The sequence below is a fragment of the Nocardia sp. NPDC005746 genome, from assembly GCF_040630785.1.
In the GTDB taxonomy this organism is placed as follows: Bacteria; Actinomycetota; Actinomycetes; order Mycobacteriales; family Mycobacteriaceae; genus Nocardia.
The window spans coordinates 1-26,084 of the sequence record NZ_JBEXYE010000018.1; the positions used below are offsets into that span (position 1 = coordinate 1).

A 26,084-nucleotide genomic window follows, 5' to 3' on the forward strand; every position below is an offset into this window, starting at 1 on the left:
TGGGGGGTATTGGTTACTTTTCGGGCTGCCTGGGTCGGGTTATTTCGTCGTGGGGGGGTCTTAAAGCCGTGGACTTTCACGTGTTTGGAGGGGGGCGGCGCTACCGATCGGTAGCGCCGCCCACGTCGTTTTCGTCGCCAGGATCAGGGGAATCGCTTCGCGATCGCGGTTGCGATCTCGTCCGGTGCGTGTTCCTGGATGAACTGCTGGGCGCGGGGCAGTTCGACCACCTCCAGGTCGGTGAATATCGCTCGCATGCGGGGGATGTGGCCCTTCGGGCGATAGACCATGTCTCGCATGCCCCACACCAGCAGGGTCGGCTTGTCCGCGAGGATGGCGGGGACGTCGCGGGAAAGCTGCTCCAGGAGCGGGCGGGCGTCGCGAATCTGTTTGGCTATCACGCCGAGTCCGCGTCGGGCTTCGGTCCCGGGCTGCACCGAGCGGTAGTGATCGATCTCCGCGGGGGTGAGCTTCCGGCCCAGCTCTCCGAGGAGGACACGCTCGACCAGGAAGTTCTTTTCGAGGACTTGGCGCTGCATCATCGGGGTGCGGATGAGCCTGCTGAAAATCTGGTTCGCCGTGGCTTCGGGTGGCCAGAAGGTGGTGTTGCCCAGCACGATGCCGCGCAGTCGATCCGCGCGGGTGGTGACGGCGCCCAGCCCGATGGGTCCGCCCCAGTCGTGTCCCATCACGATGAAGTCGTCGAGCTCGAGGTGATCGATCAGCTCGCCGAGGATCGCGGTGTGTTCGGCGACCGTGTAGCCGAAATCGTCCGGGCGCTCGGACAATCCGAAGCCCAGGTAGTCGATGACGACGCAGCGGTACCGGCTCCGCAGTTCCTTCACGACGTGGCGGTAGAGGAAGCTCCACGTCGGAACGCCATGGCAGAACAGGATTGTCGGTCCGGAGCCCTCGTCGATGTAGTGCACCCGGCCGGCGGACGAGTCGAACCAGCGGGACTCGAAGGGGTACAGATTCTTGTCGGGAACGAAGTCGATCAGCATTGCAACCTCTCTGCGTGACGAGACACTGTCTGATATACCCCGCCCGCGGGTAATCACGTGAATGCCCACGGTTTTGGTTGTACAAAAGCCTGTGCAACTGACGAAGGCAGCGGTTGAACACCCTTGGGCTACACCGGATTTCGTTGTAGGCTCGCAGCACTGGAATCGCGATACGCCGTATAAGATCGATGGGGTGTGCTATTTCGATACCGACACTTGACGAATTTCTGGGCAAGCCGGCAGAAGAGAGACTCGATTGGGTAAATGAGTCCGAGGGGCTGACGGCAGGAATTCGAGCACGGCTCGAACTGTTTCTTTCATTCGCCCGCCCGCGCACCTGCTTGCCGGGAATGCTGGCGTTCTGCCTTTCTTGCAAAATGCTGGGCTTGTCGATCGACGTGGACGTTCTGATCGGCTTCGTAATCACCTTCCTGTACAGCGCGGTCGCCAATCTGTTCAACGGCTACTCGGACGTCGCGGAAGACAACGAGAACCTTCCGGCCCGCCTGTACCTGCTCGGTCTCTACGGCCGTCGGCGGCTGCTGCGCAGCGCCTATGCCGTATGCCTGATCATGCTGGCCCTGGCGGCGCTGGTGAGCCCGATTTTCGTTGTGCTGACCGCGATGTGCGTGGTCATCGCACACCAGTACTCCTTGCGGCCGTTCCGGGTGAAGGCGCGGCCGGTGTCGTCGATCGCTCTGTTCGCGCTGGATGTCGCCTTGCCGTTCTTGATGGCTCCCGCGGTGGCGAAGCATGGCCCGGCGGTGCTCGGGAATTGGCCGTTCATCCTCATGGCCGCGTATCTGTTCCTCTGGTTCGCGGCCAAGGGATTGGTGAAGAACCTGCCCGACTACTACGGCGACAAGAGCGCCGGACTGAAGACCTCGGCGACACTCAGTCCAACGCGGAAGCAGGCGGCGATCGTGGCCGCGGCAGGCACGATCGCCGTCTACGTGGGCCCGGTATTCCTGGTGGCCGGTGGACAATTCGCGGCGAAATACCTGCTGACCCTGGTGTGGCTCCCGATTGTCTGCGTTCAATGCGCGCGGATGATCCTGCGCGATGACGCCCACTCGGCGAACAACATGCTGCGTGCCGACATGGTGGTATCAACGGGATATCTGTCGACCTGGATTCTGCTGGTGGACCCGTCCATTTCCTCGATCAGCATCGTGCTGGGCTCGCTGATCATCATTTTCCTGATGGATGCGCTGAAGCTCGATACCCGCAGAAAGAAGGATGTTGTCTGATGTGGAGCGAGTATCGCTCGAACGAAGAGACCGAGTATTCTGCTGTCGCCCTGGACCTTTCGAACAATGCACTGCCTTTCGCTCCATTGCCGAGCGTCCGCAAGGCAATTGAGGCCGAAGTGGATCGCGCGGCCGACTACCCTGCGGCCGCCTACGGATCGCTGCGGAATGCCATCGCCGACTTCGCGGGCTTCGGCCCCGACCAGGTCATCGTCGGCCCGGGCAGTGTGGGCGTGCTCGGATACATCCTGCGACGGGTCGCCGGTGCTGGCGGCCGGGTTGTCTTCGCGGTTCCGGCCTTCGATGCCTACGAGCGCGTTGTGGTGGACGCCGGTGGAACGGCAGTTCCGGTGCGGGGCACCGAGAGCCGGTGGCAGCCGGTCGAAGCGATGGTGGCGGCGGCCGGGGACGATGCGGCCGCGATCCTGATCTGCTCGCCCCACAACCCGACGGGTGAGCGAGTGTCGCTCGACGAGATCGGGATGGTCCTGAGCGCGGTTCCGCGGCACACGGTCGTCGTGGTGGATGAGGCCTATATCGACTTCGATCGCACCGTCGATGCCTCGGCGACCTTCCGGCTGACTTCCGCACACCCGAATCTTGTTGTTCTGCGTACCTTCTCGAAGGCGTACGGTCTGGCGGGTCTGCGCGTGGGATACGCGGTCGGAGACGCGGGATTGATCGGCGCCTGCCGAACCGTCGCCATGCCTTTCGGGGTGAATCGACTGGCGGTGGCGGCGGCCATCGCCTCCCTGGATGTCGGTGATGAGCTGGCCGATCAGGTCGATCGGGTCGTTCATTGCCGATCACAATTCAGCGAATCGGTTCGCGCGCACGGACTTTCCGTCCCCGAATCGCACGGCAATTTCCTGTGGGTGCCGATGCGGCATCCGGCCCCGCTCGTCGACTGCTTCTCCCGCTCAGGGATCGCGGTACGTGAATATCCGGACCTCGGCGTCCGAATCACCGTGCCCGCACCGGAACACATGGATCACGTTGTCGAAGTCCTCGCGGATGGATACAGCCGAATGGAGGCAAGCGCATGCCACAGATGAATCCGCACCTCGGGGCCGACCTCATGGGCCGGCCACGGTTCGCCGACGCACTGGTGGATCGATTGGTCCGAAACGATGTGCGCTACATCTTCGGAATGCCCGCGGAATCGGTGAATTGCCTTGTCGACGCGGTTGGTCGGCGAGAGGAGATCGGGCTGATCGCGGTTCGTCATGAGAGCGCGGCCTCGTGGATGGCCGTCGGCTACGCCCGCCGGTCGGGCACCGTCGGGGTGTGCTTCGGCACGGCCGGTCCCGGTGCGACGCATCTGCTGCCCGGCGTCTATGACGGGCGCTACGACCGCGTGCCGGTGCTGGCGATCTCCGGACAGGTGCACCTGGGTGATATCGGGACGCAGTCGTTCCAGGAGATCGATTCCTCGCGACTGTTCGCGGACGGGACGTGGCGATCGGCGGACATCATGTCGGCCGACCAGATCGGCGTCTTCGACCAGATCATGCTCGGTATCCGGCTCGAGCAGACCTCCGCGCACGTCGCCATCCCCTCGGACCTGCTGATCGCACCGGTCGGCGAGCGGGAACAGCCGAGCCCGTATCGGCTGGACCGGCGCAGCCCGACGAGGGTCGACAAGAAGCGCATCGACGACCTCGCCGACCACCTCTGCGCGAACCCGACGCCGATCGTCTTGGGTTCCGGCAGCGGGAAATCCGTCGAGCAGGCCCGGTTGCTCGCACAGGCACTGGATGTTCCGCTGCGGGCGCTGCCCGAATCCGGAATCCCGGAGGCGCTGGTATCTCCCGTCGACGATGAGCGAACCGGGGCAGCAGACGACAGCGTTGTGCTGATCGGCCGGCCGACCGTCGGTGTGGAGCGCTACTACCCCTCGGCGCAGATCCTGATCGAAATCACCGATCTCGCGACGTCCGGGTTCGACACCGGATGCCGGAGGATCGGCATCGCCGGCGATATTCCGGCGATTCTGGAGTCCCTGACCGAGGCGGTATCGAGCCGCAGGGGAGCACCGGCAGCATCGGAGCGGCCGTCGGGAATCCCGCAGAACGCGGATGCGCCCGCGGGATGGGCAGTGCTCGCGCGACTGCTGGCGGGAGCGGCTGTCGCCGTCGATCCCGGTCCGATACAACGACTTTCGCGCCGATACCTGAGTGAGCACGCGGACATCCACAGTGCGTGGAATCTGGCAGCCGAGGGTTCGGCGCTGCCGATGTCGATGGGCCTGGCGCTGGCGGTCGGCGATCGCGCCTACGCGCTGACCGAACTCGCGTCGCTGGACCAGTACATCGCGGAGCTGTCCACCGCCGCGCGATACACGGTTCCCGTCACGGTGATCTGCGCCGCGGAATCCGGCGCGACGATCAGCGATCTGGCGCGAGCCTTCGGAATCCCGGTGTCCTGGGCGGGCAACCCGAGCGAGCTGGCGTCGCGATTGGCAGCGGCCGGGCAGGCCGAGGGACCCGCGGTGATCCTCACCTCGGCGCTGGACATGGAAGCGGCGCTCACCGATACGACGCCCCGCACCGACGCCGTCGAGTTCGCGAGCGATCTGCTCGGCGCGATAGCCGACCGCGGCATCGACTCGGTGTATCTGACGCGAACCAGCTGCGCGCGACTCGGTCTGACGAGTGCCGCGCGTCCGGACCTGGACCTGCGGACCGTCGCCGACACGCAGGCGGCGGCCATGCGGGCGACCGCCGCGTTCAAGGCCGCCGGCACGACAGCCTGCGCCCTGGTGACCTCTCCCGCGGAACTGCTCGCGCAACTGAACGGGCTCTACGACGCCTCGTTCGACAGCGCCTCGGTGCTGCTGATCTCCTTCGAGATCGACCGCTGGTTCCTGGATCCGGTCGACGTGCTGGGGGAGATCTCGGCGATATCGGTGGTGCTGGACGGCACCGAGCAGGATTCGACGCGCCTTCGAGACGCGTTGCTGACCGTCGCCGGTGGCGGCAAGGGCGTGACGCATATTCACGTTTCCCATGCGGCGCTGTCGGCAGGCAACAGTGCGGCGCTCGTGAACAGCGCCGGCGCACTGAGCATTCCGACGTCATTGATCGGACTTCCCGGCAGCACGATGGCCGCACCCGAAGAGATCGCCCGAGCGGCGGAACTTCTCGCGGCGGCCGAGAACGTCTCGATCATCGTCGGCCGCGGTGCGGCGGGCGCACGACGTGAACTCCTCGAATTGGCCGCCCGCACCCGAGCCCCGCTCTACTGCACGATGGGCGCGCTGGCCGCGGATGTCGTCGGGGATCATTGCGACGGACTGGTCGGCACGTCCGGCCACGACGTGGCAATGCAGAACATTCGTCAGAGCCAGGTCGTGATTCTGGTGGGTGTGTCCTGGCGAGGCTCCGCCTTCGAGCTCGCCGGAGACGGCCCGGTGATCTCCATCAATGCCGACGCGCTGACCTTCCTCCGCCTCCCGCCGGAATCGATCGGCTTGCTCGGCGACGCGCGCGAGGTGCTGGAGGCGTTGATCGGGACCGCGAATGATCCTGTCGACGTGGACACTGTCGTCCGTATCGGCAAGCCCCCATCGAAGGGGCCGCGGGAGAGTTCGCGTCAGCTGCTCGCGGTGACAGCGTCCCAGATCATCGATCATGAGCTCGCGCAAGCGGATCGGGCTTCCACCCTGAGCGTCGATGTCGGCATCAACACCCTGTGGGCGTACCGCCACATCCGGTCGGCGACCAGATATCTGTGGACCGCGTCGTTCGCCACCATGGGCTTCGCGGTGCCGGCGGCGGTGGATGTCGCGGTGCGCAATCCGAAGGACATCTCGGTGGCGATCGTCGGCGACGGCGGGATCGGCATCACGCTGGCCGAGCTCCGCAATGTCGCGAAGGCCGAATCGACCACGGTCATCGTCGTTTTCAATAACGGCGCGCTCGCGGCCATCAAGTTCGAGAGCTGGATCATGGGCTGGCCGGACACCTCCTCGGAGTTCGCGCCCTTCGATTTCGCGAGCTTCGCGCGGCATTGTGGGCTCACCGGGGTGACGGCGCGGACGTCCGAGGAATTCGGGGCCTCGTTCCGAGCCGCGCTGCGCGCCGACGGCCCGACGCTCATCGACGCGCGCATCCCCGCGGTGGAGGCCCCCGCGCTGGCCGGGCGCATCCATGTTCGTCAGGTCGTGGGTCTGCTGTCGGGCTGGATCCGGGACGGCAAATCCGCGAGATCCGGGGCCTGGTCGATGGTGAAGGCCGTCGGCGCCGACGCGGCTGTTCAAGCCATGCGCCGGGTCGGGCGAAGCGAATGAAGTGCCCAGTCGATCGGAGAGGAGGGACTTGAATGGTTGGGACACGTCCTGCCACGCCTCAGGCAATGTTCACGAAAATAGCCCCGCGCTATGACCTGGTCAACTCATTGATGACATTGGGTGGCGACAAGAGGCTGCGCCGCGCGGCGGTCCGCATGCTCGGGCTCGAGGCTGGTGCGAGGGTGCTCGATGTCGCCGCGGGGACGGCCGAGATCGCGTCCGCGCTGGTCGCGGAGTATCGATTCCCGATCTCCTACAGCGCTGTCGATCTCAATGAGCAGATGCTGGAGGTCGCCGAACGCAAGCTGGCGCGGCTGCGGCGGGAGCACCCCCGCAGCGAGTTCGACCAGATGTGCGGCAGCGCGGAGGCTTTGAGCTTCGAGTCGTCGACCTTCGACGCCGTCGTCATGTGCTTCGCACTCGACGATATGGATGACCCGGCGGCCGCGCTCGCGGAGACGACCCGGGTGCTCCGCGCCGGCGGACGCTTTCTCCTGATCGAGCTCGCACTGCCGGACAACAAGCTGCTGCTCGAGCTCATGAAGCTGCGCTTGCTCGTGATCCGCAGGGTCGCAGGACTATTCGGTCTGGATCCCGTCGCCCACATGACCGAGGAAGTGGAATCGGATCGCGGCGCGGAGTACACGATCTCCCGCTGCGAGAGCGCCGGGCTGACGTTGGACAACCGAGCGCGGTACCACGGCGGCCTGGTCCGTGCGTACGTCTTCCGCAAGTAGAAGGATTCTCCATGGCCAATCAATGCCCGCATGTCGAGGCACCGAAGGTGCACTCCGTCACCAGCATCACCAGCCGTCGTCTCTCGAATGGGCATCTGCCTGGCCCGCCGGGCCACCGCATCATGGGCTCGTACCCGGAGTTCTCGAAGGATCGCAACAAGTTCCTGCGCGAGGCGGTCCGGCAGTACGGCGACGTCGTCCGGATCAAGCTCCCACTGCGCGACCTCGTCGTACTTGGCAATCCGGAAGACGTGCACAAGGCGATGGACGACACGTCCGGCGACTACAGCAAGTTCGGAAATTATCATCCGGCGCTGGCGAAGCGGCAGAACGGGCTGTCGTTCATCGAGGGCGAGATCTTCCGAGAGCGTCGCCGCATCGTCAGTCCGCTGGTCACGCGGGACGGCCTGAAGAATACGTTTCAGGCCAACGTCGATGCCTATCTGCAGACCCTGGATGCGAATATCGCCGCGGCGACCGACGCCCAAGGCGTCACCGATCTGCAAGAAGTGATCTTTCAGACGCTGCTGCGAGGTGTGCTCGCGCAGACGTATACCGAGCCCTTCACCCCCAAGGAGATGAAGGAGCTGCACGAGGGCATGGCGACCTTCACCAAGTTCCTCGGATCGACGCTGAAGATCGCCGATCCGCCGAATCTGGTGCGGCCGTGGGGCCCGTACAAGATCCGGCCGTGGACGGTGTACTCCGCGGCGATGATCGTCAAGAATCGCGTTGTCGAGCGCCAGAATTCACCGGCCCTGGGTACCTATGGCGATGTCCTGGACGGCATGATCCTCGGGTACAAGAAGCTGAAGACCCCCATGACGTTCTGGGACCTCTGCTTCGACGTGGCGACCATGACCAGCGCCTCGTATGGCACCACCGCCGGTGCGATCACCCAAACGGTTGTGCGCACCCTCCTCGACCCCGAGGCGACCGATCGCCTGGTAGAGGAGTGCGGCACGGTCGATCTGTCACAAGCGACCATCGAGTCGGTGCGCAGCCTGCGTTGGGCGAAAGCCTGTTTCGAGGAATCGATCCGGATGCAGGGGTTTCCGCTCCTGCTGCGCTTCACCGCCACCGGGGCGAATTTCCAAGGGCTCGATATCGCGCCGAACACGATGCTGGGAGCCCCCATCTCGACGATCCACCGGGATCCGCGCTGGTGGACCGATCCCGACACTTTCGATCCCAATCGGTTCTACGACCACAGCAAACGGGTCGATCAACCACGTCTGCTGCACTTCCTCGCGTGGGGCGCGGGCCCGCACCGATGCACCGGCGCCCAACTCGGATACCTGATCGCGCCCTACCTCGTCGCCCTGATCCTGAGCCAATACAAGGTCGATATCCCGCCGAACTTCGTGATGCGCGAGGACACCGGTCTGGCACCGACATTCAAGGGCGGCTTCCGCGTTCGATTGACGCGACGTTAAAAGCCTTCAGCTGGAAAGAATCTGAGAGAGGACTAGATCAAAGTGGCAGAGCGGTACGATATTGCGGCGCCCATCTACGACCGGACCGCGTGGGTCCTGTCGCTCGGCGGCATCGACAAGCTGCACCCGGCCCTGGTCGCCGGACTGGACCTGTCCGGTAAGACGGTGGCCGATCTCGGATGCGGTACCGGACTTGCCTTCCCGGCGCTGATCGAGGCGATCGGCCCGTCGGGCCGGGTCGTCGGGCTGGACAACAACGCGGCCATTCTCGCCAAGGCGGAGAAGCGAGTCGTGGCGAACGGGTGGAACAACGTCAAGCTCGTGGTCGACGACATCGCGACCACGCCGCTGCTGCGTGACGTCGATGTGGTCTTCAGCTGCATCGCGATGAGCTGTGTGCCGGACCCGTCGCAGAAGCTGGCGGAACTGCTCGCGAACCTGAAGCCGGGCACCACTGTTCGCATCATCGACGCGCTGCCGCGGACCGGTGGATTCGGGTACCCCGCCATCAATGGCTACAACTTCCTGAAGTCCTTCATCGTGGGCTCGCACTACAAGAAGCTCGAGCCGTTCGAGCGAGTCTTCCGTGACGGGCTCAGCGACGTCGTCGTCGACAGCGTGCACGGCGGCATGTATACGCGGCTCACCGGCGTGAAACGTGCCTGAAGTCCGGGAACTGACCGTCGAACACGGAACGAAGAAGTTCGGCGACCATCTCGTGCTGGACAGCGTGGACATCGAGGTCGAGCGCGGTGAGTTTCTCGCCGTGCTCGGCCCGAGCGGCAGCGGAAAGTCCACGCTCCTGCGGGTTGTGGCAGGGCTGGAGAGTTTGACCTCGGGGTCTGTGAGCTGGAGCGCGGACGGCGGTCGTCCGCGCACCGGGGTGGTGTTTCAGCAATCCCTGTTGCTGCCGTGGCTCACCGTCATCGAGAACATCTCGCTGGCAAAAAGATTCACCGCTCATCGCGACGAGTTCGACGATGCGTATCCGATGACGCTGCTGCGGCGATTCGGGTTGGACGGCCTGGCCGGCCGCCATCCGGACGAGTTGTCGGGCGGCCAGGCGCAGCGCGTGGCGGTGCTGCGGGCGGCCGCGACCCGGCCGCGGCTGCTCCTGCTCGACGAGCCGTTCAGCGCCCTGGACCCGGCGACTCGAATCGATCTGCAGCAGTGGCTTTCCGAGCTCGTCGCCGAACTCGCGGCCACGGTCGTGCTCATCACGCACGACGTGGAGGAGGCGATCGCGCTGTCGGATCGGATCGTGCTGCTCGATCACGGCCGGATCCGCCGGGAATGGCGGGACGTGCGGACCGGCGGCGATACTCCGGCGCTGCGTGACGACATCCTCCAGCAGTACCACCCGGACGAGGTTGCGGTTCCTTGACAGATATTTCGAGACGGTACCTGCTGGCCGGGGCGACGGGACTCACCGTCGCCGCCGGGCTGTTCGGTACGGCGGACCTCGCCCGCAGCGCGGCGACCGCGGGGCGGCGGCACGAGGATGCGCTGCGCATCGGTTATCTGCCGATCACCGATGCGGCACCCCTACTGATCGCGCACTCGGCGGGCCTCTACTCCTCCGGGGTGAGCGGTGGTAAGCCCGTGTTGTTCCGAAGCTGGGCCGGGCTGGCGGAGGCGTTCGTCTCCCGACAGATCGACGTCGCCCATCTGCTGATGCCGATGGCCCTGCAACTCCAGCGCGTGCTGGGGGCCGGGGTGCGAGTGCTGGGCTGGAATCACACCAACGGCTCGGCACTCACTGTCGCACCGGACATCACGGATCTCGAACAGCTGGTGGGAAGCCAGGTCGCGATCCCGTTCTGGTGGTCGATTCACAATATCGTCCTCCAGCAACTGCTGCGGGCGCACGACATCACGCCGGTGGTCCGGCGCAGTGCCTCGCGAGCCGAACGCACCGTCGAACTCATCGTCATGAGTCCGTCGGACATGGTTCCCGCCCTGGCGAACCGGTCGATCGCGGGATACGCGGTGGCCGACCCGTTCAACGCTATCGCGCAGATCAAGAAGATCGGGCGAATCCACACCTTCCTGGGCGACGTGTGGCGTGACCACGCCTGCTGTGTCCTGGTCACCAGGGACGACGTGATCGCCGAGCGGCGGGCCGCGGTGCAGGCGGTGACGGATGCGGTGGTTTCCGCGCAAGCGCAGATCAGTGCGGACCGGAATCGGGCTGCCGGAGCGTTGACCTCCGGCGGCTACCTTCCCCAGCCCCTACCGGCGGTGCGCACCGCGCTCACCTACCCCGCGCCGCCCTACCCATTGCGGCATCCCGACTGGTCACCGCACCTGGTGGGATTCCAGCCGTACCCCTATCCCAGCTTCACCCGGAAGCTCGTCGAGGCCATGCACGACACGGTGGTCGACGGGGACCGCCGCTTTCTGGACGATCTGGATCCGAACACGGTGCACCGGGCGCTGGTGGACGACACCTTCGTGCTGAATTCGATTGCCGCGCACGGAGGAACACAGGCCTTGGGGCTGCCCGCCGACCTCGTGAGAGCTGAACAGGTGCAACTGCTGTGACTTCGACCCTCGTTCCCTCGACTACCACCGTCCGCGTGGCATCCCGATCGGCCCTCGCCAAGGCGTGGCCCGCGGTGGCGGCGATCATCGTCACGGTCTTGCTCTGGTGGCTGGCGACATCGGTGCTGTCGGCGGAGCATTCGCTGCTGCGTCAGACGGCCCCGCAACGGGTGTTGCCTGCGATCGTCGATCTGTATCGGCGCGGCGTGCTGGTATCGGATGCGGCAATCAGCCTGTGGCGCTTGATCATCGGGTTGGCCATCGCCACGGTGATCGGCGTGCCGATGGGTCTGCTGATCGGACTGAACACCCGGATCGAACAGGCGTCCACGCCGGTGGTGCAGTTCTTGCGCATGATCTCTCCGCTGTCGTGGACGCCGATCGCGGTGGCGCTGTTCGGGATCGGCAATCAGCCGGTCTACTTCCTGGTCGCGGCCGCGGCCGTGTGGCCCATCCTGCTGAACACCGTGTCCGGGGTGCACGCGATCGATCGCGGCTTCCTGGACGTGGCTCGGTCCTTTCACGCGACGCGCGTGGAGCAACTGCGCGTCGTGATCATTCCGGCCGTGCGCGATCACGTCCGCACCGGCCTGCGCCTGGGGCTCGGCACCGCCTGGATCGTGCTGGTTCCCGCGGAGATGCTGGGTGTGCGGTCGGGGCTGGGCTACCAGATCCTCAATGCCCGAGATCAGCTGGCCTACAACCAGGTTGTGGCCATCATTCTCGTGATCGGCGTGCTCGGGTCCGCGGTGGATCTCGTGGCGAGCCGCCTGCCCGGGCGGACCTTCAACAATCGCGCAGTCGCATGAAACCGATGAGTAAAGGGTGATGATGTCCGAAGTACGTGCGGCGTCCGATCGTCGCTGGTGGGCGTTGCTGGTGTTGTCCATCGCGCAATTGCTCGTCGTCCTGGACGCGACGATCGTGACGATCTCGCTGCCCTACGCGCAGGCCGACCTCGGCATCCGGGACGCCGACAAGCAGTGGGTGTTCACTGCCTACACGCTGATGTTCGGTGGCCTGCTGCTGCTGGGCGGTCGCCTGGCGGACTATGTCGGACGCCGGCGAATCTTCCTGATCGGCCTGGTCGGATTCGCGGCGGCCTCGGTGCTGGCCGGTGCGGCGATGAGTCCCGGCATGCTGTTCGCCGGACGGGCGCTGCAGGGTCTGTTCGCGGCCTTGCTGGCGCCCTCGGCGCTGTCGCTGGTGTCGGTGACATTCACCGCGGCACAGGAGCGGGCCAAGGCTTTCGCGGTGTTCGGCGGCGTATCCGGAGCGGGATTCGCGGTCGGGCTCATCGGTGGTGGAGCGTTGACGCAGTACGCGTCCTGGCGCTGGTGCCTGCTGGTGAACATTCCCATCGCACTGGCCACCGCGGCGGCGGCCGCGCTGGTCGTCGTCCGGGACGTGCCCGTGCGGCGGGCGGGCGGTTACGACCTGCCCGGCGTGGTCGTCGTGACCGCGGGACTGGCGAGCGTCGTGTACGGGTTCAACCGTGCGGCGCAAGCCGGTTGGGGCGCGGCCGGCACCGTCGCACTGCTGGTGGTCGGTGTGCTCCTGCTCCTGGCCTTCGTCGCCATCGAGGCCAGGGTCACCAATCCACTACTGCCCCTCCGTATTCCGGGTGAAGCCAACCGGGGCGGGTCATTTCTGGTCGCGCTCCTGGTTCCGGTCGCCATGTACGCGGTCTTCCTGTTCCTGAGCTACTACTTCCAACAGACGCTGGGCTATTCGCCGCTGAAGGCGGGAATCGCGTTCCTGCCCTTCCCGTTCGGCATCGTCCTCTCCGCCGGAGTCGCCAGCAAGCTGCTACCCAAGGTCGGACCCCGGGTCCTGATGCTCGCCGGCGCCCAACTCGGCGCGGGCGGCCTGATCTACCTGGCCCAGCTGCGCGCCGGCCAACCCTACTGGGCGGCGGTGCTTCCCGCCGAGATCATCATCGCGCTCGGCATGGCCCAGATCTTCGTGGCCATGCAGGCCACCGCGCTCTACGCGATCGACGACAGCGACGCCGGCGTGGCCAGCGGCCTGTTGAACGCGGTCCAGCAAATCGGCGCCTCGATCGGAACCGCCCTGCTCACCACGATCGCGGTACAGGTCTCGACCCGCTACGCCCAGAGCCACCCCTTCACCCCGGACCTGCCGGCCCGCGCGGCGATCCACAGCTACGACGTCGGATTCTATTGGGGCGCAGGCTTCTTCGTGATCGCGGCCATCGTGGTTGCGCTGACGATCCGAGTCCGAAAGCTGGACCCGGTCACCGACCCGGACCGGGCGGCGACCATGCCGGCGTAGCTGGTCCACCACCGATGAACCCGGGCGACTTCCCCGACGATGAATTCGGGGGAGTCGCCCGGTCCTGACGCCATCCCCTCGAAGCCCCCGAATCCGCCACCCGCTGACTCCGATTCCGGCAATATTCGCTGGATCTCGCGCGTTGTACCCCCTACCGTGTTCGAGTCCACGGATCAGCACCATTGGGGGGAACCCATGAAGACCGCACCGCCGGGTAAGCCCGCACCGGCCGATGCCGCCGAGCGGGCCGAGCGCCCGGATCTCACTGCCTGGCGGCAGCGCCACGAGCTTCGCAGATCCAATGCGTCCCAGCCGATTCCGAGCGGCCGCCGGTACCGGCGCACCACCAAGCATCGCGATCGTTCCCGTGACGATTAGCTGATCATTTGACGCCGCCGCTCGAGCATGCCGAGAGCGTGCTGCTGCCCGACTGACAGGCGAAGCGCCGCACGGCGTCCTGGTTGCGCCGGATGAACGCCTCGGGCGAGTTGTTGTCGATGATGGGGATGGTGACGGTGTGGGTTCGGCTGCCCTGCGTGACGGTGACCGTGTTCGAGCCCGCCGTATCGGGAATCCACTGGTAGACCAGAAAGCCGAGCCCCGGGGTCCCCCCGCTCGGCGCGGGTAGGGCGGTCACCATGGTCTTGCCGTTGATGACGATCGAGACGGGCGTCGTCACGTCGTTCACCTCGACGTCGATTTCGCATTTCAGTGTGGTCGCCTGGCAGGCGAGCGGGTCGGCGCCGGCGCCGAACCAGATCGGGATGGTGTCCGCGGCCGCCGTGGCCGACCCGGCGGAAAGCTGCACCGCCGCGGCCGCGAGCGCGGCCCCCAGTGCGGCGCGGTGACCGATCTTCGTGATGTTCATGGGCGAGAAGTATTTTTGAATAACCCTTGTTTCACAAGGATTTTCAGGGACCCAGGTTTTCGGGGGATCGCTCATCCGCCCGCGGTGTGATGCCGGGTGTAGTGTCCGCTGCAGCCCGGATGACACACCAGGGGGAGCCATGCGGATACAGACCGATCATCCGATCGTCGATGCCGTGCTCGACCGGCACCGCGACCAGCTCGGCGCGTCGTTCCCCGCCTACCGCAATCACGTGCTGCGCAGCCTGAACTATCAGCGGCTGCTGCTGGGGGAGCCGGTCCCCGATGTCGCCGCCCTGGCGTGGGCCGTGCACGATCTCGGCGTCTGGACCGCGGGGACCTGGGACTATCTCGCGCCGTCGGCCGACCTGGCCGAGGCGCACGCCGCCGAATTCGGCGTCACCGATATCGCCGCGGCGCGCCGGCTGGTGCTCGACCATCACCGGCTCCGCGCTGTCGACGACCGTCTGGTCGAGACCTTCCGCGTCGCCGACCGCATCGACGCCAGCCGGGGTCTGGTCCGTCGTCCGCTGACCCGCGCCGACATCGAATCCGTTGTGGCCCAGCTCCCTTACGAGGGCTTCCACGCCTACCTGGCCCGCCGAGGGGTCGCGTACGCCATCGCCCATCCGCTGCGCCCGTTGCCCATGGTGCGCTGGTAGCCCGCTCAGCAGATGGTGCCGCGGCTGGCGGCCGTCGCCTCCAGGATGGTTCGCAGCAGGTCGAAGTCGACGGCCTCGGGTTTGCGGAAACGCAGGCAGCCTTTGCCCATGTCCTTGGTGTCGAGATGCTCGGCGAACGTCTCGCGCAGATCGCTGCGCATCAGATAGAAGGAGATGTACTGCTTCTGGCTGGCGAAGGCGATCTCCGCGGTGCCGTCGCGCTCGTAGACGGGCATGCCGTAAGCCATGGCCTCCCGGAATCCGGTGAGGGTGTCCCGGCACAGCTCGCGTAGCTGGGTCACGACAGGTCGTCGGTCCTCCGGTAGCTCACCGAGATAGTCGTCGACGGTGCTCGCAGTACTCCGTGGCATGCGCCCAGCGTATGCCGACGGATAGCTGAAGCCGGTTACCGGTACGCGTCCGGCACCGGGAAATCGAACTTCGCGGCCAGGGCCCGGACGTCGTGGAGGTCCTTGGCGGCCGGGGGATAGGCGGTCTTGAACGTGAACATCCACCGTGGGGCGATGCAGTCGACCCGCTCGCCGTCGATAGTGCCGGTGCCGGTGAGGGATTCGGCGGGATAGGCGATGCCGTAGATCACCGCGCCGTCGGCGTCGTGTTCGAAGACGTGTACGTCGACCGAGGTGTCCGGGCCCTTCGTCATGACATGGTTCCACGGGGTGTCGTCGGGTCCGGGGGATGCGAGATAGCCCAGATCCGTGAGGATTTCGTGGACTCGCTCGGCATCGCGGCGGTGGACCGCGATGTCGAGATCATGGTGCGGGCGGGTCTGCTCGCCCAGGAGGGCGTCCACGCACCAGCCGCCGTCGATCCAGACGGTGAGCCCGGATCGAGAGCAGGCGCGGTGCAGGGCCAGGACATCGGCGGCGCGCATGGGATGCAGCGTAAGGGGCGGCGGCTCAGTTGTAGTCGGTGACGAAGCCGAAGGTGAAGTGGTGTCCCTTCGAGGTGCAGGAGATCGCGGCGCGGAAGCCGCTGCCGCTGCAGGTCGCGCCACCGTAGGAGAGGGTGGCGTCGGGGCCGTAGGGGGAATTCGAGCCGGGGGTGGGGCCGCCGCCGGAGAGGGCGGGGCTGCCGGAACGGCCGTGCACGCCGATGGGGCCGATCGCGGGGTGGGCGGGCAGGAAGGCGGCGTCGATGGAGAGGTTGGTGACCGGCAGGCCGTACCAGCGCAGATCGTAACCGGTGGCGTCGCAGCCGACGTCCCCGTTGGGCTTGATGGCGCAACTGGCGAGGTTGCCGTAGCTGAAGTACACCGTGTCGCCCACGAGGTAGGCGTTCGGATCGGCCACCACGGCCTCGGCGGACGCGACCGCGGATCCCGAGATCGACACGGCGGCCGCGGTCAGGGCGGCCCCGGCGAGGGCGGTTCCGATGCGCACGGATGCGGACATGGCACTCCTTCGATAGTGATCTTGGTTGTTCATTCCACTATCGCGCGCAGCGCTTTTCGGGTTACCCCCGCCGCCGCCACCAGAAATGGGGGCCTCAGGCCGGCGGGCGGAAGGCCGCGAACTCGTCGGTCACCCGGATCTCGGAGTCGGTGAAGCGGTAGACCGCGGCCGGACGGCCGCCGGTCCGGCCGGGGGAGGCGGTCTCGCCGGTGGGCGTGATCACCTTGCGGCGGGTCAGAACGCGCTGCAGATTAGTGGTGTCCACATCATATCCCAATGCCGCGCAATAGATTTCGCGCAGCGTGGACATGGTGAAGGTGGCGGGCGCCAGCGCGAAGGCGATATTGGTGTAGGAGAGCTTGGCGGCCAGCCGGTTTCGCGCGTGCCGCACGACCGTGCCGTGGTCGAAGGACATGGTCGGCAGGTTCGAGACCGGATGCCAGCGGGTGTCGGGCGGCAGCACCGGTTCGGCGGTCAGCGGCACCAGCCCCAGGTATGCCGAGGCGATGCGCCGGTCGCCGGGCACCCGGTCGGGATCGCTGAACACCCACACCTGTTCCAGATGGGTCAGCTCGCGCACGTCGACCTTCTCGGCGAGCTGGCGCGCGGCCGAGGCGTCGAGGTCCTCGCCGTCGCGCAAACGGCCGCCGGGAAGTGACCAGGTGTCCTTGGCGGGGTCGAGGGCGCGCTCCCACAACAGCACCGCGAGTTCGGTGCGCTGGCCGGGCGGGCACCGATCCGTGACCGCGCTGCGCCGGTCCCTAGCGCTCTCACCTGCACTGATGGTTTCCGGGAAGCGACGAACCTGGAACACGGCGGTGAGCGTTTCGTGGATGGTGCTACGATGGGCCACGTTTTCGATTCTAAGTCGAAAACCGTGTGGATGCGAATCGGCGAAGTTGCCGGGCGCATGAGAGAAGGAGCCATGCCATGGCTGCAGCAGTGGGCACGCTGACCGAGCGCATCGCCGACGGGCCGTCGGGGTACACCGGTGTGGACGCCACCCCCGACTGGGCGGCGGAGATCAAGCGGCTGGCGCGCGAGCGCAATGCCACCATCCTGGCGCACAACTACCAGCTGCCGGAGATCCAGGACATCGCCGACCATGTGGGCGACTCCCTGGCCCTGTCCCGCATCGCCGCGGAGGCGCCCGAGGACACCATCGTCTTCTGCGGTGTGCACTTCATGGCCGAGACCGCCAAGATCCTCAGCCCGGAGAAGACGGTCCTCATCCCGGACGAGCGGGCTGGCTGCTCGCTGGCCGACTCCATCACCGCCGACGAACTGCGCGCCTGGAAGGCCGAGTACCCGGACGCACTGGTGGTCTCCTACGTGAACACCACCGCCGCGGTGAAGGCCCTGACCGACATCTGCTGCACCTCCTCCAACGCCGTCGACGTGGTCGCCTCCATCGACCCCGACCGCGAGGTGCTGTTCCTGCCGGACCAGTTCCTGGGCGCGCACGTCAAGCGCGTGACCGGCCGCGAGAACATGCACATCTGGATGGGCGAGTGCCACGTGCACGCGGGCATCAACGGCGACGAGCTCAACGAGCAGGCGCGCACCCACCCCGACGCCGAGCTGTTCGTGCACCCCGAATGCGGTTGCGCCACTTCGGCTCTCTATCTGGCGGGCGCGGGTGAGTTCCCGGCCGACCGCGTGCACATCCTGTCCACCGGCGGCATGATCGACGCCGCCAAGGCCGCCAAGTCCAGCCAGGTGCTGGTCGCCACCGAGGTCGGCATGCTGCACCAGCTGCGCAAGGCCGCCCCCGGCATCGACTTCCAGGCCGTCAACGACCGCGCGTCCTGCAAGTACATGAAGATGATCACCCCCGCCGCCCTGCTCCGCTGCCTGGTGGAGAACCGCGACGAGGTCCACGTCGATCCCGAAACCGCCGCCCTGGCCCGCAATTCGGTGCAGCGCATGATCGAGATCGGCAACCCGGGCGGCGGCGAGTAGCCACGCCCGCCCCGTCGGGGGAGGGATGAGCAATGGTGAACACATCGATTTCGGTCACCTGGGAAGCCGAGGCCGACCTCGTGGTGGTGGGTGGTGGCGTGGCCGGGCTGACCGCCGCGCGCACCGCCTCCCGGCACGGGCTGCGGGTACTGACCCTGAGCAAGGGCGGACCCACCGACACCTCGACCCAGTACGCGCAGGGCGGGATCGCGGTGGTCGCGCCGCACGGGGATTCGGTGGAATCCCATGTGCACGACACCGTGGTCGCCGGGGCCGGACTGTGTGACGTCGAGGCGGTGCGGTCCATCGTCGAGGGCGGTCAGCAGGCGGTCGACGCGCTGACCGACCTGGGCGCGGTCTTCGACCTGGGCCGCGACGGCGAGGTGTCGCGCACCCGCGAGGGCGGGCACAGCACACGCCGCATCATCCACGCCGGCGGCGACGCCACCGGCGCGGAGGTGCAGCGGGCCCTGAACGCCGCCGGACTGCCGGTGATCTTCGGGGCCGCCGTCCTCGACATCGTCACCGGACCCGCGGGCGTGCGCGGCGTGATCGCGCTGTCGGACGAGGGCTTCGGCATCGTGCACACACCCGCGGTCCTGCTCGCCACCGGCGGCCTCGGCCAGCTCTACGCGTGCAGCACCAACCCCGCGGGCGCGACCGCCGACGGCATCGCGCTGGCGCTGCGGGCCGGAGCGCTGGTCTCGGATCTGGAGTTCCTGCAGTTCCATCCGACCGTGCTGTTCACCCCCGGCGGTCTCGGCCGCCGCCCGCTGATCAGCGAGGCGGTGCGCGGCGAGGGCGCGATCCTGGTCGATTCCCGGGGCGATTCGGTGACCGCGGGCGTGCACCCGCTCGGCGACCTGGCCCCGCGCGATGTGGTGGCCAAGGCCATCGCGGCCCGCATGCACGAGCTCGGCGACGACCACGTCTACCTCGACGCCCGCGCGCTCGAGGGCTTCCCGCAACGCTTTCCGACCATCACGGCCTCGTGCCGGGCGGCGGGCATCGACCCGACCACCGACCTGATCCCGGTCGCGCCGGCCGCCCACTACCAGTGCGGCGGCATCCTCACCGACACCTCCGGCCGCACCACGGTGCCCGGCCTGTACGCCGCCGGTGAGGTGGCCCGCACCGGGCTGCACGGCGCGAATCGCCTGGCCTCCAATAGCCTGCTCGAGGGCCTGGTGGTCGGCGAGCGCGCGGGTACGGCCGCCGCGGAACGGCAGGGCATGTCGGCCCCGATCTCCGAGGTCGGCCCGCTGCGGTTCCCGCGCGCGGACCGGAAACTGTTGCAGGAGCTGATGACCGAACGCGCCGGGGTGGTTCGCGACGGCGACGGGCTGCGCGCCGCCATCCTCCGTCTGGTCGGCCTCATCGCCGACAATGACGCCCCCGAGTTCACCGTCGGGTGGGCACTGAACCGCCCCACGCCCGCCTCCGCCGACGCAACGGCCGAGTTCATTAGCGAACTCGAGGATTCGGCGCTCACCTTGACGGCGCGGGCCCTGCTCGTCGCGGCGGCGGCACGCACCGAGAGCCGCGGCTGCCACACCCGCTCGGACCATCCTGAACCGCGGGAGGAGTTGCGGCGCAGCACCTCCGTGCGGCTCGGCTCGGACGGGCGGCCGAAGCTGTTCACCGACGGCGCGCCGACCCCGTCGTGGGGTGAGGTCGCCGTCCCGGCCGCGTCATGAACGACACCGCCTGGCCTGCCGTCCCGGGTGACCCTGCCGCCGTGACCACCACTACCACCGCCCCGGGCGACATCGCCCGGGGCGCAGGACAACTCATCGACAAGGAGTGCAGTAATGGCTCTCGACGCCGGACTCGACCGCCACGAAGTGGTCGCGCTCATCCGCACCGCCCTCGATGAGGATCTGCGGTACGGGCCAGACATCACCACGCTCGCCACGGTGCCAGCGGACGCGGTCGCCAAGGCGGGCATGGCTTCCCGGCAGCCGGGGACGGTGGCCGGGCTGGACGTCGGACTGCTGGTGCTCGACGAGGTGCTCGGCGCGGGCAACTACGAGGTGACCGGGCGGGTGCCGGACGGTACCCAGGTGCAGCCCGGCGATACCGTGCTCAGCTTGGTCGCGCCCACCCGCGGACTGCTCACCGCGGAGCGCACGCTGCTGAATCTGGTCTGCCACCTGTCCGGCATCGCCACCGCGACCGCCCAGTGGGTCGACGCCGTCGAGGGCACCGGATGCCGGATTCGCGACAGCCGCAAGACGCTTCCGGGCCTGCGCGCGCTGCAGAAGTACGCGGTGCGGGTCGGCGGCGGCGTGAACCACCGCATGGGTCTCGGCGATGCCGCGCTGATCAAGGACAACCACGTGGTGGCCGCGGGCTCGGTCGTCACCGCGCTGCGCGCCGTGCGGGAGCTGAATCCGGACATTGAGTGCGAGGTCGAGGTGGACAGCCTCGAACAGCTCGACGAGGTGCTCGACGAGGACGTGGAACTGGTGTTGCTGGACAACTTCCCGCTGTGGGCCACGCAGGCGGCGGTGCAGCGCCGCAATACCCGTTCGCCGCGGACCAAACTTGAGTCCTCAGGCGGGCTTTCGCTGGACATGGCCGCCGACTACGCGCGCACCGGTGTCGACTACCTGGCCGTGGGCGCGCTCACCCACTCGGTCCGGGTGCTCGATCTCGGACTGGACATTTGACGTCCACTTCGACCTGAATGAAGGCCGAAGATTCCTGCCAGCGCCCGGGCAGGCGCTCTGGGTGGGTTCCTGTTTCGCCGGGACTTGCTTTCCGTCAGGCGGAAAGACTGACGGTCCCTCCGCAAGCGTTTAGCCTCTCCGCCCGTCCGGCGGCGAGGATGTTACGGGCTGCGTTCAGATCGCGGTCGTGGACGGTGCCGCAGGTACATGTCCAGGCGCGGACGTGCAGGGGCTTGGGGTCCCCGACCACCCCGCACACCGAACACATACGGGTCGACGGAAACCAGCGGTCCACCTTCGAGAAGTGCCGCCCGCACCGGGCGGCTTTCTCCTCCAACATGCGGGTGAACATGCCCCACCCCGCATCGTGCACACTCTTCGCCAGCCGGGTACAGGCGAGACCCTTCACACACAAGTCCTCCACGAACACCGCTTGATTGTCGCGGATGATCATCGTGGACTGCTTGTGCGCCCAATCCCGGCGCGTATCCGACACTTTCGCGTGGGCACGAGCGACCTTGACACGGGCTTTGGCCCGATTCTTCGAGCCTTTCTCCTTGCGGGACAACGCTTTGTGCGCCTTCCGCAACCGGCGCTCGGCCTGTCGCAGAAAACGCGGGGACTCGATTCGTGTCCCGTCCGACAGGACAGCGAAAGTCGACAAGCCCAGGTCGATACCCACCTCGGCGTCCAGGTCCGGGAGCGGCCGGTCGTCGGTCTGCACGACGAACGACGCGAAGTACCGTCCTGCCGCGTCCTTGATGATCGTCACCGATGACGGCTGCGACGGCAGCTTCCGCGACCACGCCACTTTCACGGCGCCGATCTTCGGCAACCGCAGCTTGCCGCCCGGTGTCACGGCGAATCGGGAGTTCTTGGTGAACCGGATGGATTGCCGGTTGTCCTTGCGGGACCGGAACTGGGGCGGACCTACCCGTGTGCCGCGCCGTTTGCCGGTGATCGAGGCGAAGAAGTTGTGGTAGGCGGTGTTCAGATCGGCCAACCCCTGCTGCAACACCACCGACGACACCTCGCGCAGCCATGCCCGTTGCGGGGATTTCTTGGCTTCGGTCAACGCTTTCGACAGTTCCGCATCCGTGATGTACGGCTGCCCGGCGCGGCGTGCGGTCTCCCGTGCCGCCAACGCGTCGTTGTACACCACTCGTGCGCACCCGAACGCCCGCGCCAGCGAAATCCGCTGGCCCGGTGTCGGATAGACGCGGAAGTTGTACCGAAGCTGCACAAGACCGAGGGTAGGTTATGGCGGAGATGAGCGAGGTTAGAAAACGCACTCTCCACACTGGTCAACAGCCTCAACGGCGTGTCGCCTTACCGGATGCGCCAACAGCTCCCCGAGCCGGTGCGGCACCGCCAGCGGGCGCAAAGCTTGTCATTGGGCTCCTACTCTGCTGGATCGGTCGGTGGCGCACCGATCTCGGTACTCCCCATTACATCGAACAGCAAAATCGCCCGGTTCAAGGCATGCTCGGGCCTTGACGGCCCTCCCGCTATCTGCTTTCACCACCGCCCTGAAGGGCGGTGCACCAGCGGACATTCTGGTAGCCCGGGAACCGTTGTGCCGGCGTGGCCCGGGCGCGTCATCCGCCCGGGGCCACGCCGCTGTCCGGAGCCGGTTCAGGCCCGGGGAAGGGGCGGGTCGACGAGCCAGCCGATGCCCCCGCAACCGGTGCACAGGATGGCCGAGCCCGCTTCGGAACAGCCTGCGGCCCCGGTGCCTTCGCACCACGCGCAGTACCGCCAGCCTCGATTCGGGTGGACGGTGTCGAGCAGGATATTGAGAAACCCTTGGATCGCCATGCAGAGTGGATCCCCTCGCTGGGCAGCAAACGCCCCAAGAATGCGGGACGGCTCCGGGCAATGTCCAGCAAAAGCCAGGGGGGCTTTACAGACCGAATTCGCGGGGGTCCATCCGCAGCACCTGACATGCCTCGCGAATCACCGTGGCGGCGTGTGCTCCGAGTTCGCCGTCGGTTCGCCCCACCGTCAATCCGATGCGCAGCACGGCGGCGGCCTGGTCGGGATACTCGGTGGCCTTGGCGATCTGGGCCATCACGTAGGCGTGGCCGAACGCCGGATCCATGATGAGCCGGGCGCAGTTGTCCTCGAAACGGTTTCGCAGGTCCTCGGCGGGCCGGCGGCCGAGAACCTCGTGCTCCCCGGTCATCTGCGCGACGCGCATCCGGGCCGCCGGATCGATGCGGCCGTCGGTCGCGGACAACACCGCGCACATGCCCAGCGCCGCATCGCGGAAGGCATCGCCCCACTCCTCGTCGCGCCCTCCCGGCAGCCCGGTGAGATGCGGTGCGAGCCGTGCGTCCGGGGATCCGGCGGGCGCGGCGGCGGCCGGATCGGTGCGCGGGGCAGCCGGGGAGACCAGCCGATTCGAGAACGCCATGACACACACTCCGAAGAAATGGCCGAACCCGTGGACCTCCCGCGTTCGCGGAGTGAACCGAAGGTTCAGCCGGGCCCGGATCGTGCGAACAACACCGTCGACAGTAACAGTCCACCGCGGCAGCGCCCGCAGAAATTCTCCGAATACTCGCGCACAGCAACCGCGTTCGGCGCGCCTGTGATCATCGGGCGCGCCGCGCGCGGGGGCCGGACGGTCAGGCGGACAGTTCGCGTTCGAGCGGAGTGCGGAAGCGGGGGATCGGGCGGACCTCGCCGTACCAGCCGCGCAGCCGGTCCGCCTCGGCGGCGATGGCGCGCTCAGTGTCGGCGCCGACATCCTCGAGCAGCCGCCAGGCGATGTCGCCGTCCGGTCGCTGCGCCCAGCCGCCGACGATGCGGCCGTCCCACCACACCGACGGGCCGATATTGCCGTTGCGGTCGAACAGGGCGGGCTGATGCGGTCCCAGATACCAGTCGCGCGATTGCCAGCCCATCGGCGTGGGATCCAGCGCGGGCAGCAGGGCCGCCCACGGTTCCGGGGCGGGCGTGGGCTCCAGATCGTCGGCCAGTACCAGGCCGGTCTCACCGCCCAGGTCCACCTCGACGGTGTCCACCGGCGCCAGTGCCTTGCGCACCTCGCCCAGCGTCCAGCCGGTCCACCATTTGAGATCGCTCACCGGCGCGGGACCGAAGGCGCGCAACCACTTCCGGACCAGCTCGGCGCGAGCCTCCTCGACCGGCATGGCCGTGATCCCGTCGGGCAGCCAGGATTCGATGGGCGCCCAGGTGTACTGGCTGCTGGACCAGCTTCCATTGGGCCGCCCGCGCACGATCCGGCCCTCACAGCCGAGTGTGACCAGCACCCAGGTGGTGATATTGGTGGGCTTGGAATACGGCTTGCCCGGCGCGGTGTCCACCTGGGTCCGCAGCTCGGGCACCTCCTTGCTCAACTGCGCCCCGGTCGCCGCGCCGCGGCTCAGCAAGGCGTCGTGCGTCTTCGACTCGACCGCGTTCCACCACTTCACGACATTGCCGGGCACCGCGCCGGACTGTTCGACATAGCGCCCGTAGGTCTTGCGCTGCTTGTGCGCCAGCGCGTCGGCGACCGCGGCCTGCAGCACCGGCACCAGCTCGATGGGCGCGACGAACATGGTGCGCCGCATGGCCAGCATGCGCAGCAGGGTCCGGTCGTCGTAGAGCGCCTTCTCCACGTGGCCGGTCTCCAGGTCCGCCGAGCGCGCCGCGACGGACAGGTACACGGTGGCCGGGTCGGTCGCGTGCAAGACGACCAGGGACCGCACGATCGACTCGACCGTGTCGCCGCGCTCCGCCGACGCCAGCCGGTGCCGCACCCCGAGTCGAGCCCGCCGCTCCGCGGCATCCATCGAACGCATGGTCGAATCCTAGCCGCCGGCAGTCTGATTCGGGCACACCCCGCGACATCCGTGCCGGCGCGCCGACCGGCCCGGCGTGGGTTCCCGACCGGACCGACCGGACGTGCGACGATGCCGGACGTGCGTGCTCATCGGCGAGGGTTGCGGGTAATCGGTGCGGTCGTGGGCGTGGTGGCGGCGGTGATGGTCGGGCTACCGGGAATCGCGGGCGCGGCCGACGGCGGCGTGTCCATGCGGCCGATCAGCCTCACCGTCGACGGCGAGACCGCCACCGGCCGCGTCTACGAACCCGAGGGCGGGGCCCGGGCGCTCATCGTGGCGGTGCACGGCCACGACGGCAGCGCGAGCGACTTCCCCGACTACATGGCCTCGATCGTCGAGAACACCGGCGCCGCCCTGGTCACCATGGACCAGCGCTCCGGCAACAGCACGTGGCGCACGGGCGAGTGGAACGTGTGGGCGGGCTGGCATGACACCGTCGCCGCCACCCAGTGGTATCGCGGCGAACACCCCGGCCTCGGCCCCACCGTGCTGTGGGGCTGGAGTCAGGGCGGCATCACCAGCGGGCTGGCCGCCGCCTACGCCCCGCCCGGCACCTACGACTACTGGGTCGACACCTTCGGCCACGCCGGGGATCTCACCGCCTGGCTGGAAGCCGGCCTGGCCGGCAAGCGACTGCGGCCGGAGATCGAACGCGATGCGGGCGGCTGTATTCCGCTGACCTGCCCGCAGGCCTACATCGATCGCTCCCCGGTACTCATGCCCGGCCGCATCGACGTCCAGCGGGCGGTCCTGGTGCACGGCACCGCGGATACGGTGGTGCCCTACACCAGTTCGGTGGAGATGCGCGCCGCGCTGATGCTCGCGGGCAAGCGGGTGTCCATGTACACCGTCGTCAGCGGCCGCGATCTCGACGGCCGCGTCGTGCCCGGCGAACACGGCATCAATCCGGTGTTCTTCGAATCCGGTTGCGCCGTCATGCGACTGCTGCAGGGCACCGAACCTCTCGGCGGCGATCACGACTACACGATCGACGTCGGCGCGGGAGTCAACACCGCTCCGCCGGCCCCGGCGAACGCCAAATGCGCCGCCTGACAGCCAGTCCCGCGCGCGACCGGTCGCCGTACCCGCCGCCGCGCC

Annotated in this window: 25 protein-coding genes; 16 read left to right on the forward strand and 9 right to left on the reverse strand. The window is 67.5% G+C overall.

Annotated elements, in window-relative coordinates:
* Positions 1-143: 143 nt before the first annotated feature.
* Positions 144-1,004: a haloalkane dehalogenase gene (locus tag ABZ412_RS27840; RefSeq protein ID WP_357285690.1), complete on the reverse strand. Its 861-nt coding sequence runs from the start codon at positions 1,002-1,004 to the stop codon at positions 144-146.
* 386 nt (positions 1,005-1,390) lie between these two features.
* On the opposite strand from ABZ412_RS27840, the gene ABZ412_RS27845 reads away from it, so the two are divergent.
* From ABZ412_RS27845 to ABZ412_RS27895, 11 genes are all read left to right on the forward strand, one after another.
* Positions 1,391-2,254 carry a UbiA family prenyltransferase gene (locus ABZ412_RS27845; protein ID WP_357285693.1) on the forward strand — a complete coding sequence of 288 codons (864 nt, stop codon included), beginning with the start codon at positions 1,391-1,393 and terminating at the stop codon, positions 2,252-2,254.
* Positions 2,254-3,309: an aminotransferase class I/II-fold pyridoxal phosphate-dependent enzyme gene (locus tag ABZ412_RS27850; protein WP_357285696.1), complete on the forward strand. Its 1,056-nt coding sequence runs from the start codon at positions 2,254-2,256 to the stop codon at positions 3,307-3,309. The genes ABZ412_RS27845 and ABZ412_RS27850 overlap by 1 nt, the downstream gene beginning before the upstream one ends.
* Positions 3,297-6,545, forward strand: a complete 3,249-nt coding sequence (locus tag ABZ412_RS27855; RefSeq protein ID WP_357285699.1) for a thiamine pyrophosphate-binding protein — start codon at positions 3,297-3,299, stop codon at positions 6,543-6,545. Before ABZ412_RS27850 ends, ABZ412_RS27855 begins: the two co-directional genes overlap by 13 nt.
* 65 nt (positions 6,546-6,610) lie before the next feature.
* A complete protein-coding gene (locus ABZ412_RS27860) occupies positions 6,611-7,282 on the forward strand; it encodes a class I SAM-dependent methyltransferase (RefSeq protein ID WP_357285702.1) in 672 nt (223 codons plus the stop codon).
* Positions 7,283-7,293: 11 nt separating this feature from the next.
* Positions 7,294-8,718: a cytochrome P450 gene (locus ABZ412_RS27865; RefSeq protein WP_357285704.1), complete on the forward strand. Its 1,425-nt coding sequence runs from the start codon at positions 7,294-7,296 to the stop codon at positions 8,716-8,718.
* Between the two features lie 42 nt (positions 8,719-8,760).
* Positions 8,761-9,384 (forward strand): methyltransferase domain-containing protein, encoded by a 624-nt coding sequence (locus tag ABZ412_RS27870; protein WP_357285707.1) that lies wholly within the window; start codon positions 8,761-8,763, stop codon positions 9,382-9,384.
* A gap of 52 nt (positions 9,385-9,436) precedes the next feature.
* Complete coding sequence (locus ABZ412_RS27875) at positions 9,437-10,102, forward strand: ATP-binding cassette domain-containing protein (RefSeq protein WP_357286002.1); 666 nt, start codon at positions 9,437-9,439, stop codon at positions 10,100-10,102.
* Positions 10,099-11,262, forward strand: coding sequence for an ABC transporter substrate-binding protein (locus ABZ412_RS27880; RefSeq protein WP_357285710.1), 1,164 nt, complete (start codon positions 10,099-10,101; stop codon positions 11,260-11,262). Before ABZ412_RS27875 ends, ABZ412_RS27880 begins: the two co-directional genes overlap by 4 nt.
* Before the next feature lie 35 nt (positions 11,263-11,297).
* The gene (locus ABZ412_RS27885; protein ID WP_357285713.1) at positions 11,298-12,071 is read left to right on the forward strand and encodes an ABC transporter permease; all 774 of its coding nucleotides are present in this window, start codon (positions 11,298-11,300) and stop codon (positions 12,069-12,071) included.
* A 22-nt stretch (positions 12,072-12,093) separates the two neighbouring features.
* Complete coding sequence (locus ABZ412_RS27890) at positions 12,094-13,557, forward strand: MFS transporter (protein WP_357285715.1); 1,464 nt, start codon at positions 12,094-12,096, stop codon at positions 13,555-13,557.
* Positions 13,558-13,752: 195 nt separating this feature from the next.
* Complete coding sequence (locus ABZ412_RS27895) at positions 13,753-13,935, forward strand: hypothetical protein (RefSeq protein ID WP_357285718.1); 183 nt, start codon at positions 13,753-13,755, stop codon at positions 13,933-13,935.
* Between the two features lie 4 nt (positions 13,936-13,939).
* On the opposite strand, the gene ABZ412_RS27900 is transcribed toward ABZ412_RS27895, so the two are convergent.
* On the reverse strand, positions 13,940-14,425 hold the full coding sequence (locus tag ABZ412_RS27900) for a hypothetical protein (RefSeq protein WP_357285721.1): 486 nt from the start codon (positions 14,423-14,425) through the stop codon (positions 13,940-13,942).
* Positions 14,426-14,564: 139 nt separating this feature from the next.
* On the opposite strand from ABZ412_RS27900, the gene ABZ412_RS27905 reads away from it, so the two are divergent.
* Positions 14,565-15,086 carry a hypothetical protein gene (locus tag ABZ412_RS27905; protein WP_357285723.1) on the forward strand — a complete coding sequence of 174 codons (522 nt, stop codon included), beginning with the start codon at positions 14,565-14,567 and terminating at the stop codon, positions 15,084-15,086.
* A gap of 5 nt (positions 15,087-15,091) precedes the next feature.
* Here ABZ412_RS27905 and ABZ412_RS27910 read toward each other — a convergent pair whose 3' ends face one another.
* From ABZ412_RS27910 to ABZ412_RS27925, 4 genes are all read right to left on the reverse strand, one after another.
* Entirely contained in the window at positions 15,092-15,457 is a 366-nt protein-coding gene (locus ABZ412_RS27910; protein WP_357285726.1) for a DUF1801 domain-containing protein, read from the reverse strand.
* A 35-nt stretch (positions 15,458-15,492) separates the two neighbouring features.
* Positions 15,493-15,981 (reverse strand): aminoglycoside nucleotidyltransferase, encoded by a 489-nt coding sequence (locus tag ABZ412_RS27915; protein WP_357285730.1) that lies wholly within the window; start codon positions 15,979-15,981, stop codon positions 15,493-15,495.
* Between the two features lie 25 nt (positions 15,982-16,006).
* Entirely contained in the window at positions 16,007-16,501 is a 495-nt protein-coding gene (locus ABZ412_RS27920; protein ID WP_357285733.1) for a hypothetical protein, read from the reverse strand.
* 94 nt (positions 16,502-16,595) lie between these two features.
* Positions 16,596-17,354, reverse strand: a complete 759-nt coding sequence (locus ABZ412_RS27925) for an NUDIX domain-containing protein (RefSeq protein ID WP_357285736.1) — start codon at positions 17,352-17,354, stop codon at positions 16,596-16,598.
* A gap of 77 nt (positions 17,355-17,431) precedes the next feature.
* Between ABZ412_RS27925 and nadA the strand changes: the two genes are divergently transcribed.
* From nadA to nadC, 3 genes are all read left to right on the forward strand, one after another.
* On the forward strand, positions 17,432-18,463 hold the full coding sequence (nadA, locus tag ABZ412_RS27930; protein ID WP_357285739.1) for a quinolinate synthase NadA: 1,032 nt from the start codon (positions 17,432-17,434) through the stop codon (positions 18,461-18,463).
* A 32-nt stretch (positions 18,464-18,495) separates the two neighbouring features.
* Entirely contained in the window at positions 18,496-20,160 is a 1,665-nt protein-coding gene (locus ABZ412_RS27935) for an L-aspartate oxidase (protein WP_357285742.1), read from the forward strand.
* Positions 20,161-20,274: 114 nt separating this feature from the next.
* Complete coding sequence (gene nadC / locus ABZ412_RS27940) at positions 20,275-21,135, forward strand: carboxylating nicotinate-nucleotide diphosphorylase (RefSeq protein WP_357285744.1); 861 nt, start codon at positions 20,275-20,277, stop codon at positions 21,133-21,135.
* A 94-nt stretch (positions 21,136-21,229) separates the two neighbouring features.
* Here the strand turns inward: nadC and ABZ412_RS27945 are convergent, their stop codons facing one another.
* The 3 genes from ABZ412_RS27945 to ABZ412_RS27955 all read right to left on the reverse strand — a co-directional run bounded on the left by ABZ412_RS27945 (position 21,230) and on the right by ABZ412_RS27955 (position 24,944).
* Complete coding sequence (locus ABZ412_RS27945; RefSeq protein WP_357285747.1) at positions 21,230-22,378, reverse strand: transposase; 1,149 nt, start codon at positions 22,376-22,378, stop codon at positions 21,230-21,232.
* A 660-nt stretch (positions 22,379-23,038) separates the two neighbouring features.
* Positions 23,039-23,551 carry a TerB family tellurite resistance protein gene (locus tag ABZ412_RS27950; RefSeq protein ID WP_357285749.1) on the reverse strand — a complete coding sequence of 171 codons (513 nt, stop codon included), beginning with the start codon at positions 23,549-23,551 and terminating at the stop codon, positions 23,039-23,041.
* Between the two features lie 214 nt (positions 23,552-23,765).
* Positions 23,766-24,944 (reverse strand): winged helix DNA-binding domain-containing protein, encoded by a 1,179-nt coding sequence (locus tag ABZ412_RS27955; RefSeq protein WP_357285752.1) that lies wholly within the window; start codon positions 24,942-24,944, stop codon positions 23,766-23,768.
* A 120-nt stretch (positions 24,945-25,064) separates the two neighbouring features.
* Here ABZ412_RS27955 and ABZ412_RS27960 point away from each other — a divergent pair, with 120 nt between their 5' ends.
* A complete protein-coding gene (locus ABZ412_RS27960) occupies positions 25,065-26,039 on the forward strand; it encodes a prolyl oligopeptidase family serine peptidase (RefSeq protein WP_357285755.1) in 975 nt (324 codons plus the stop codon).
* Positions 26,040-26,084: the final 45 nt, after the last annotated feature.

Coding starts and splice junctions, on each gene's coding strand:
- ABZ412_RS27840 (WP_357285690.1), bottom strand. CDS start 1,004: ATGCTGATCGACTTCGTTCCCGACAAGAATCTGTACCCCTTCGAGTCC.
- ABZ412_RS27850 (WP_357285696.1), top strand. CDS start 2,254: ATGTGGAGCGAGTATCGCTCGAACGAAGAGACCGAGTATTCTGCTGTC.
- ABZ412_RS27855 (WP_357285699.1), top strand. CDS start 3,297: ATGCCACAGATGAATCCGCACCTCGGGGCCGACCTCATGGGCCGGCCA.
- ABZ412_RS27860 (WP_357285702.1), top strand. CDS start 6,611: ATGTTCACGAAAATAGCCCCGCGCTATGACCTGGTCAACTCATTGATG.
- ABZ412_RS27865 (WP_357285704.1), top strand. CDS start 7,294: ATGGCCAATCAATGCCCGCATGTCGAGGCACCGAAGGTGCACTCCGTC.
- ABZ412_RS27890 (WP_357285715.1), top strand. CDS start 12,094: ATGTCCGAAGTACGTGCGGCGTCCGATCGTCGCTGGTGGGCGTTGCTG.
- ABZ412_RS27895 (WP_357285718.1), top strand. CDS start 13,753: ATGAAGACCGCACCGCCGGGTAAGCCCGCACCGGCCGATGCCGCCGAG.
- ABZ412_RS27900 (WP_357285721.1), bottom strand. CDS start 14,425: ATGAACATCACGAAGATCGGTCACCGCGCCGCACTGGGGGCCGCGCTC.
- ABZ412_RS27905 (WP_357285723.1), top strand. CDS start 14,565: ATGCGGATACAGACCGATCATCCGATCGTCGATGCCGTGCTCGACCGG.
- ABZ412_RS27910 (WP_357285726.1), bottom strand. CDS start 15,457: ATGCCACGGAGTACTGCGAGCACCGTCGACGACTATCTCGGTGAGCTA.
- ABZ412_RS27915 (WP_357285730.1), bottom strand. CDS start 15,981: ATGCGCGCCGCCGATGTCCTGGCCCTGCACCGCGCCTGCTCTCGATCC.
- ABZ412_RS27920 (WP_357285733.1), bottom strand. CDS start 16,501: ATGTCCGCATCCGTGCGCATCGGAACCGCCCTCGCCGGGGCCGCCCTG.
- nadA (WP_357285739.1), top strand. CDS start 17,432: ATGGCTGCAGCAGTGGGCACGCTGACCGAGCGCATCGCCGACGGGCCG.
- ABZ412_RS27935 (WP_357285742.1), top strand. CDS start 18,496: ATGGTGAACACATCGATTTCGGTCACCTGGGAAGCCGAGGCCGACCTC.
- nadC (WP_357285744.1), top strand. CDS start 20,275: ATGGCTCTCGACGCCGGACTCGACCGCCACGAAGTGGTCGCGCTCATC.
- ABZ412_RS27950 (WP_357285749.1), bottom strand. CDS start 23,551: ATGGCGTTCTCGAATCGGCTGGTCTCCCCGGCTGCCCCGCGCACCGAT.
- ABZ412_RS27955 (WP_357285752.1), bottom strand. CDS start 24,944: ATGCGTTCGATGGATGCCGCGGAGCGGCGGGCTCGACTCGGGGTGCGG.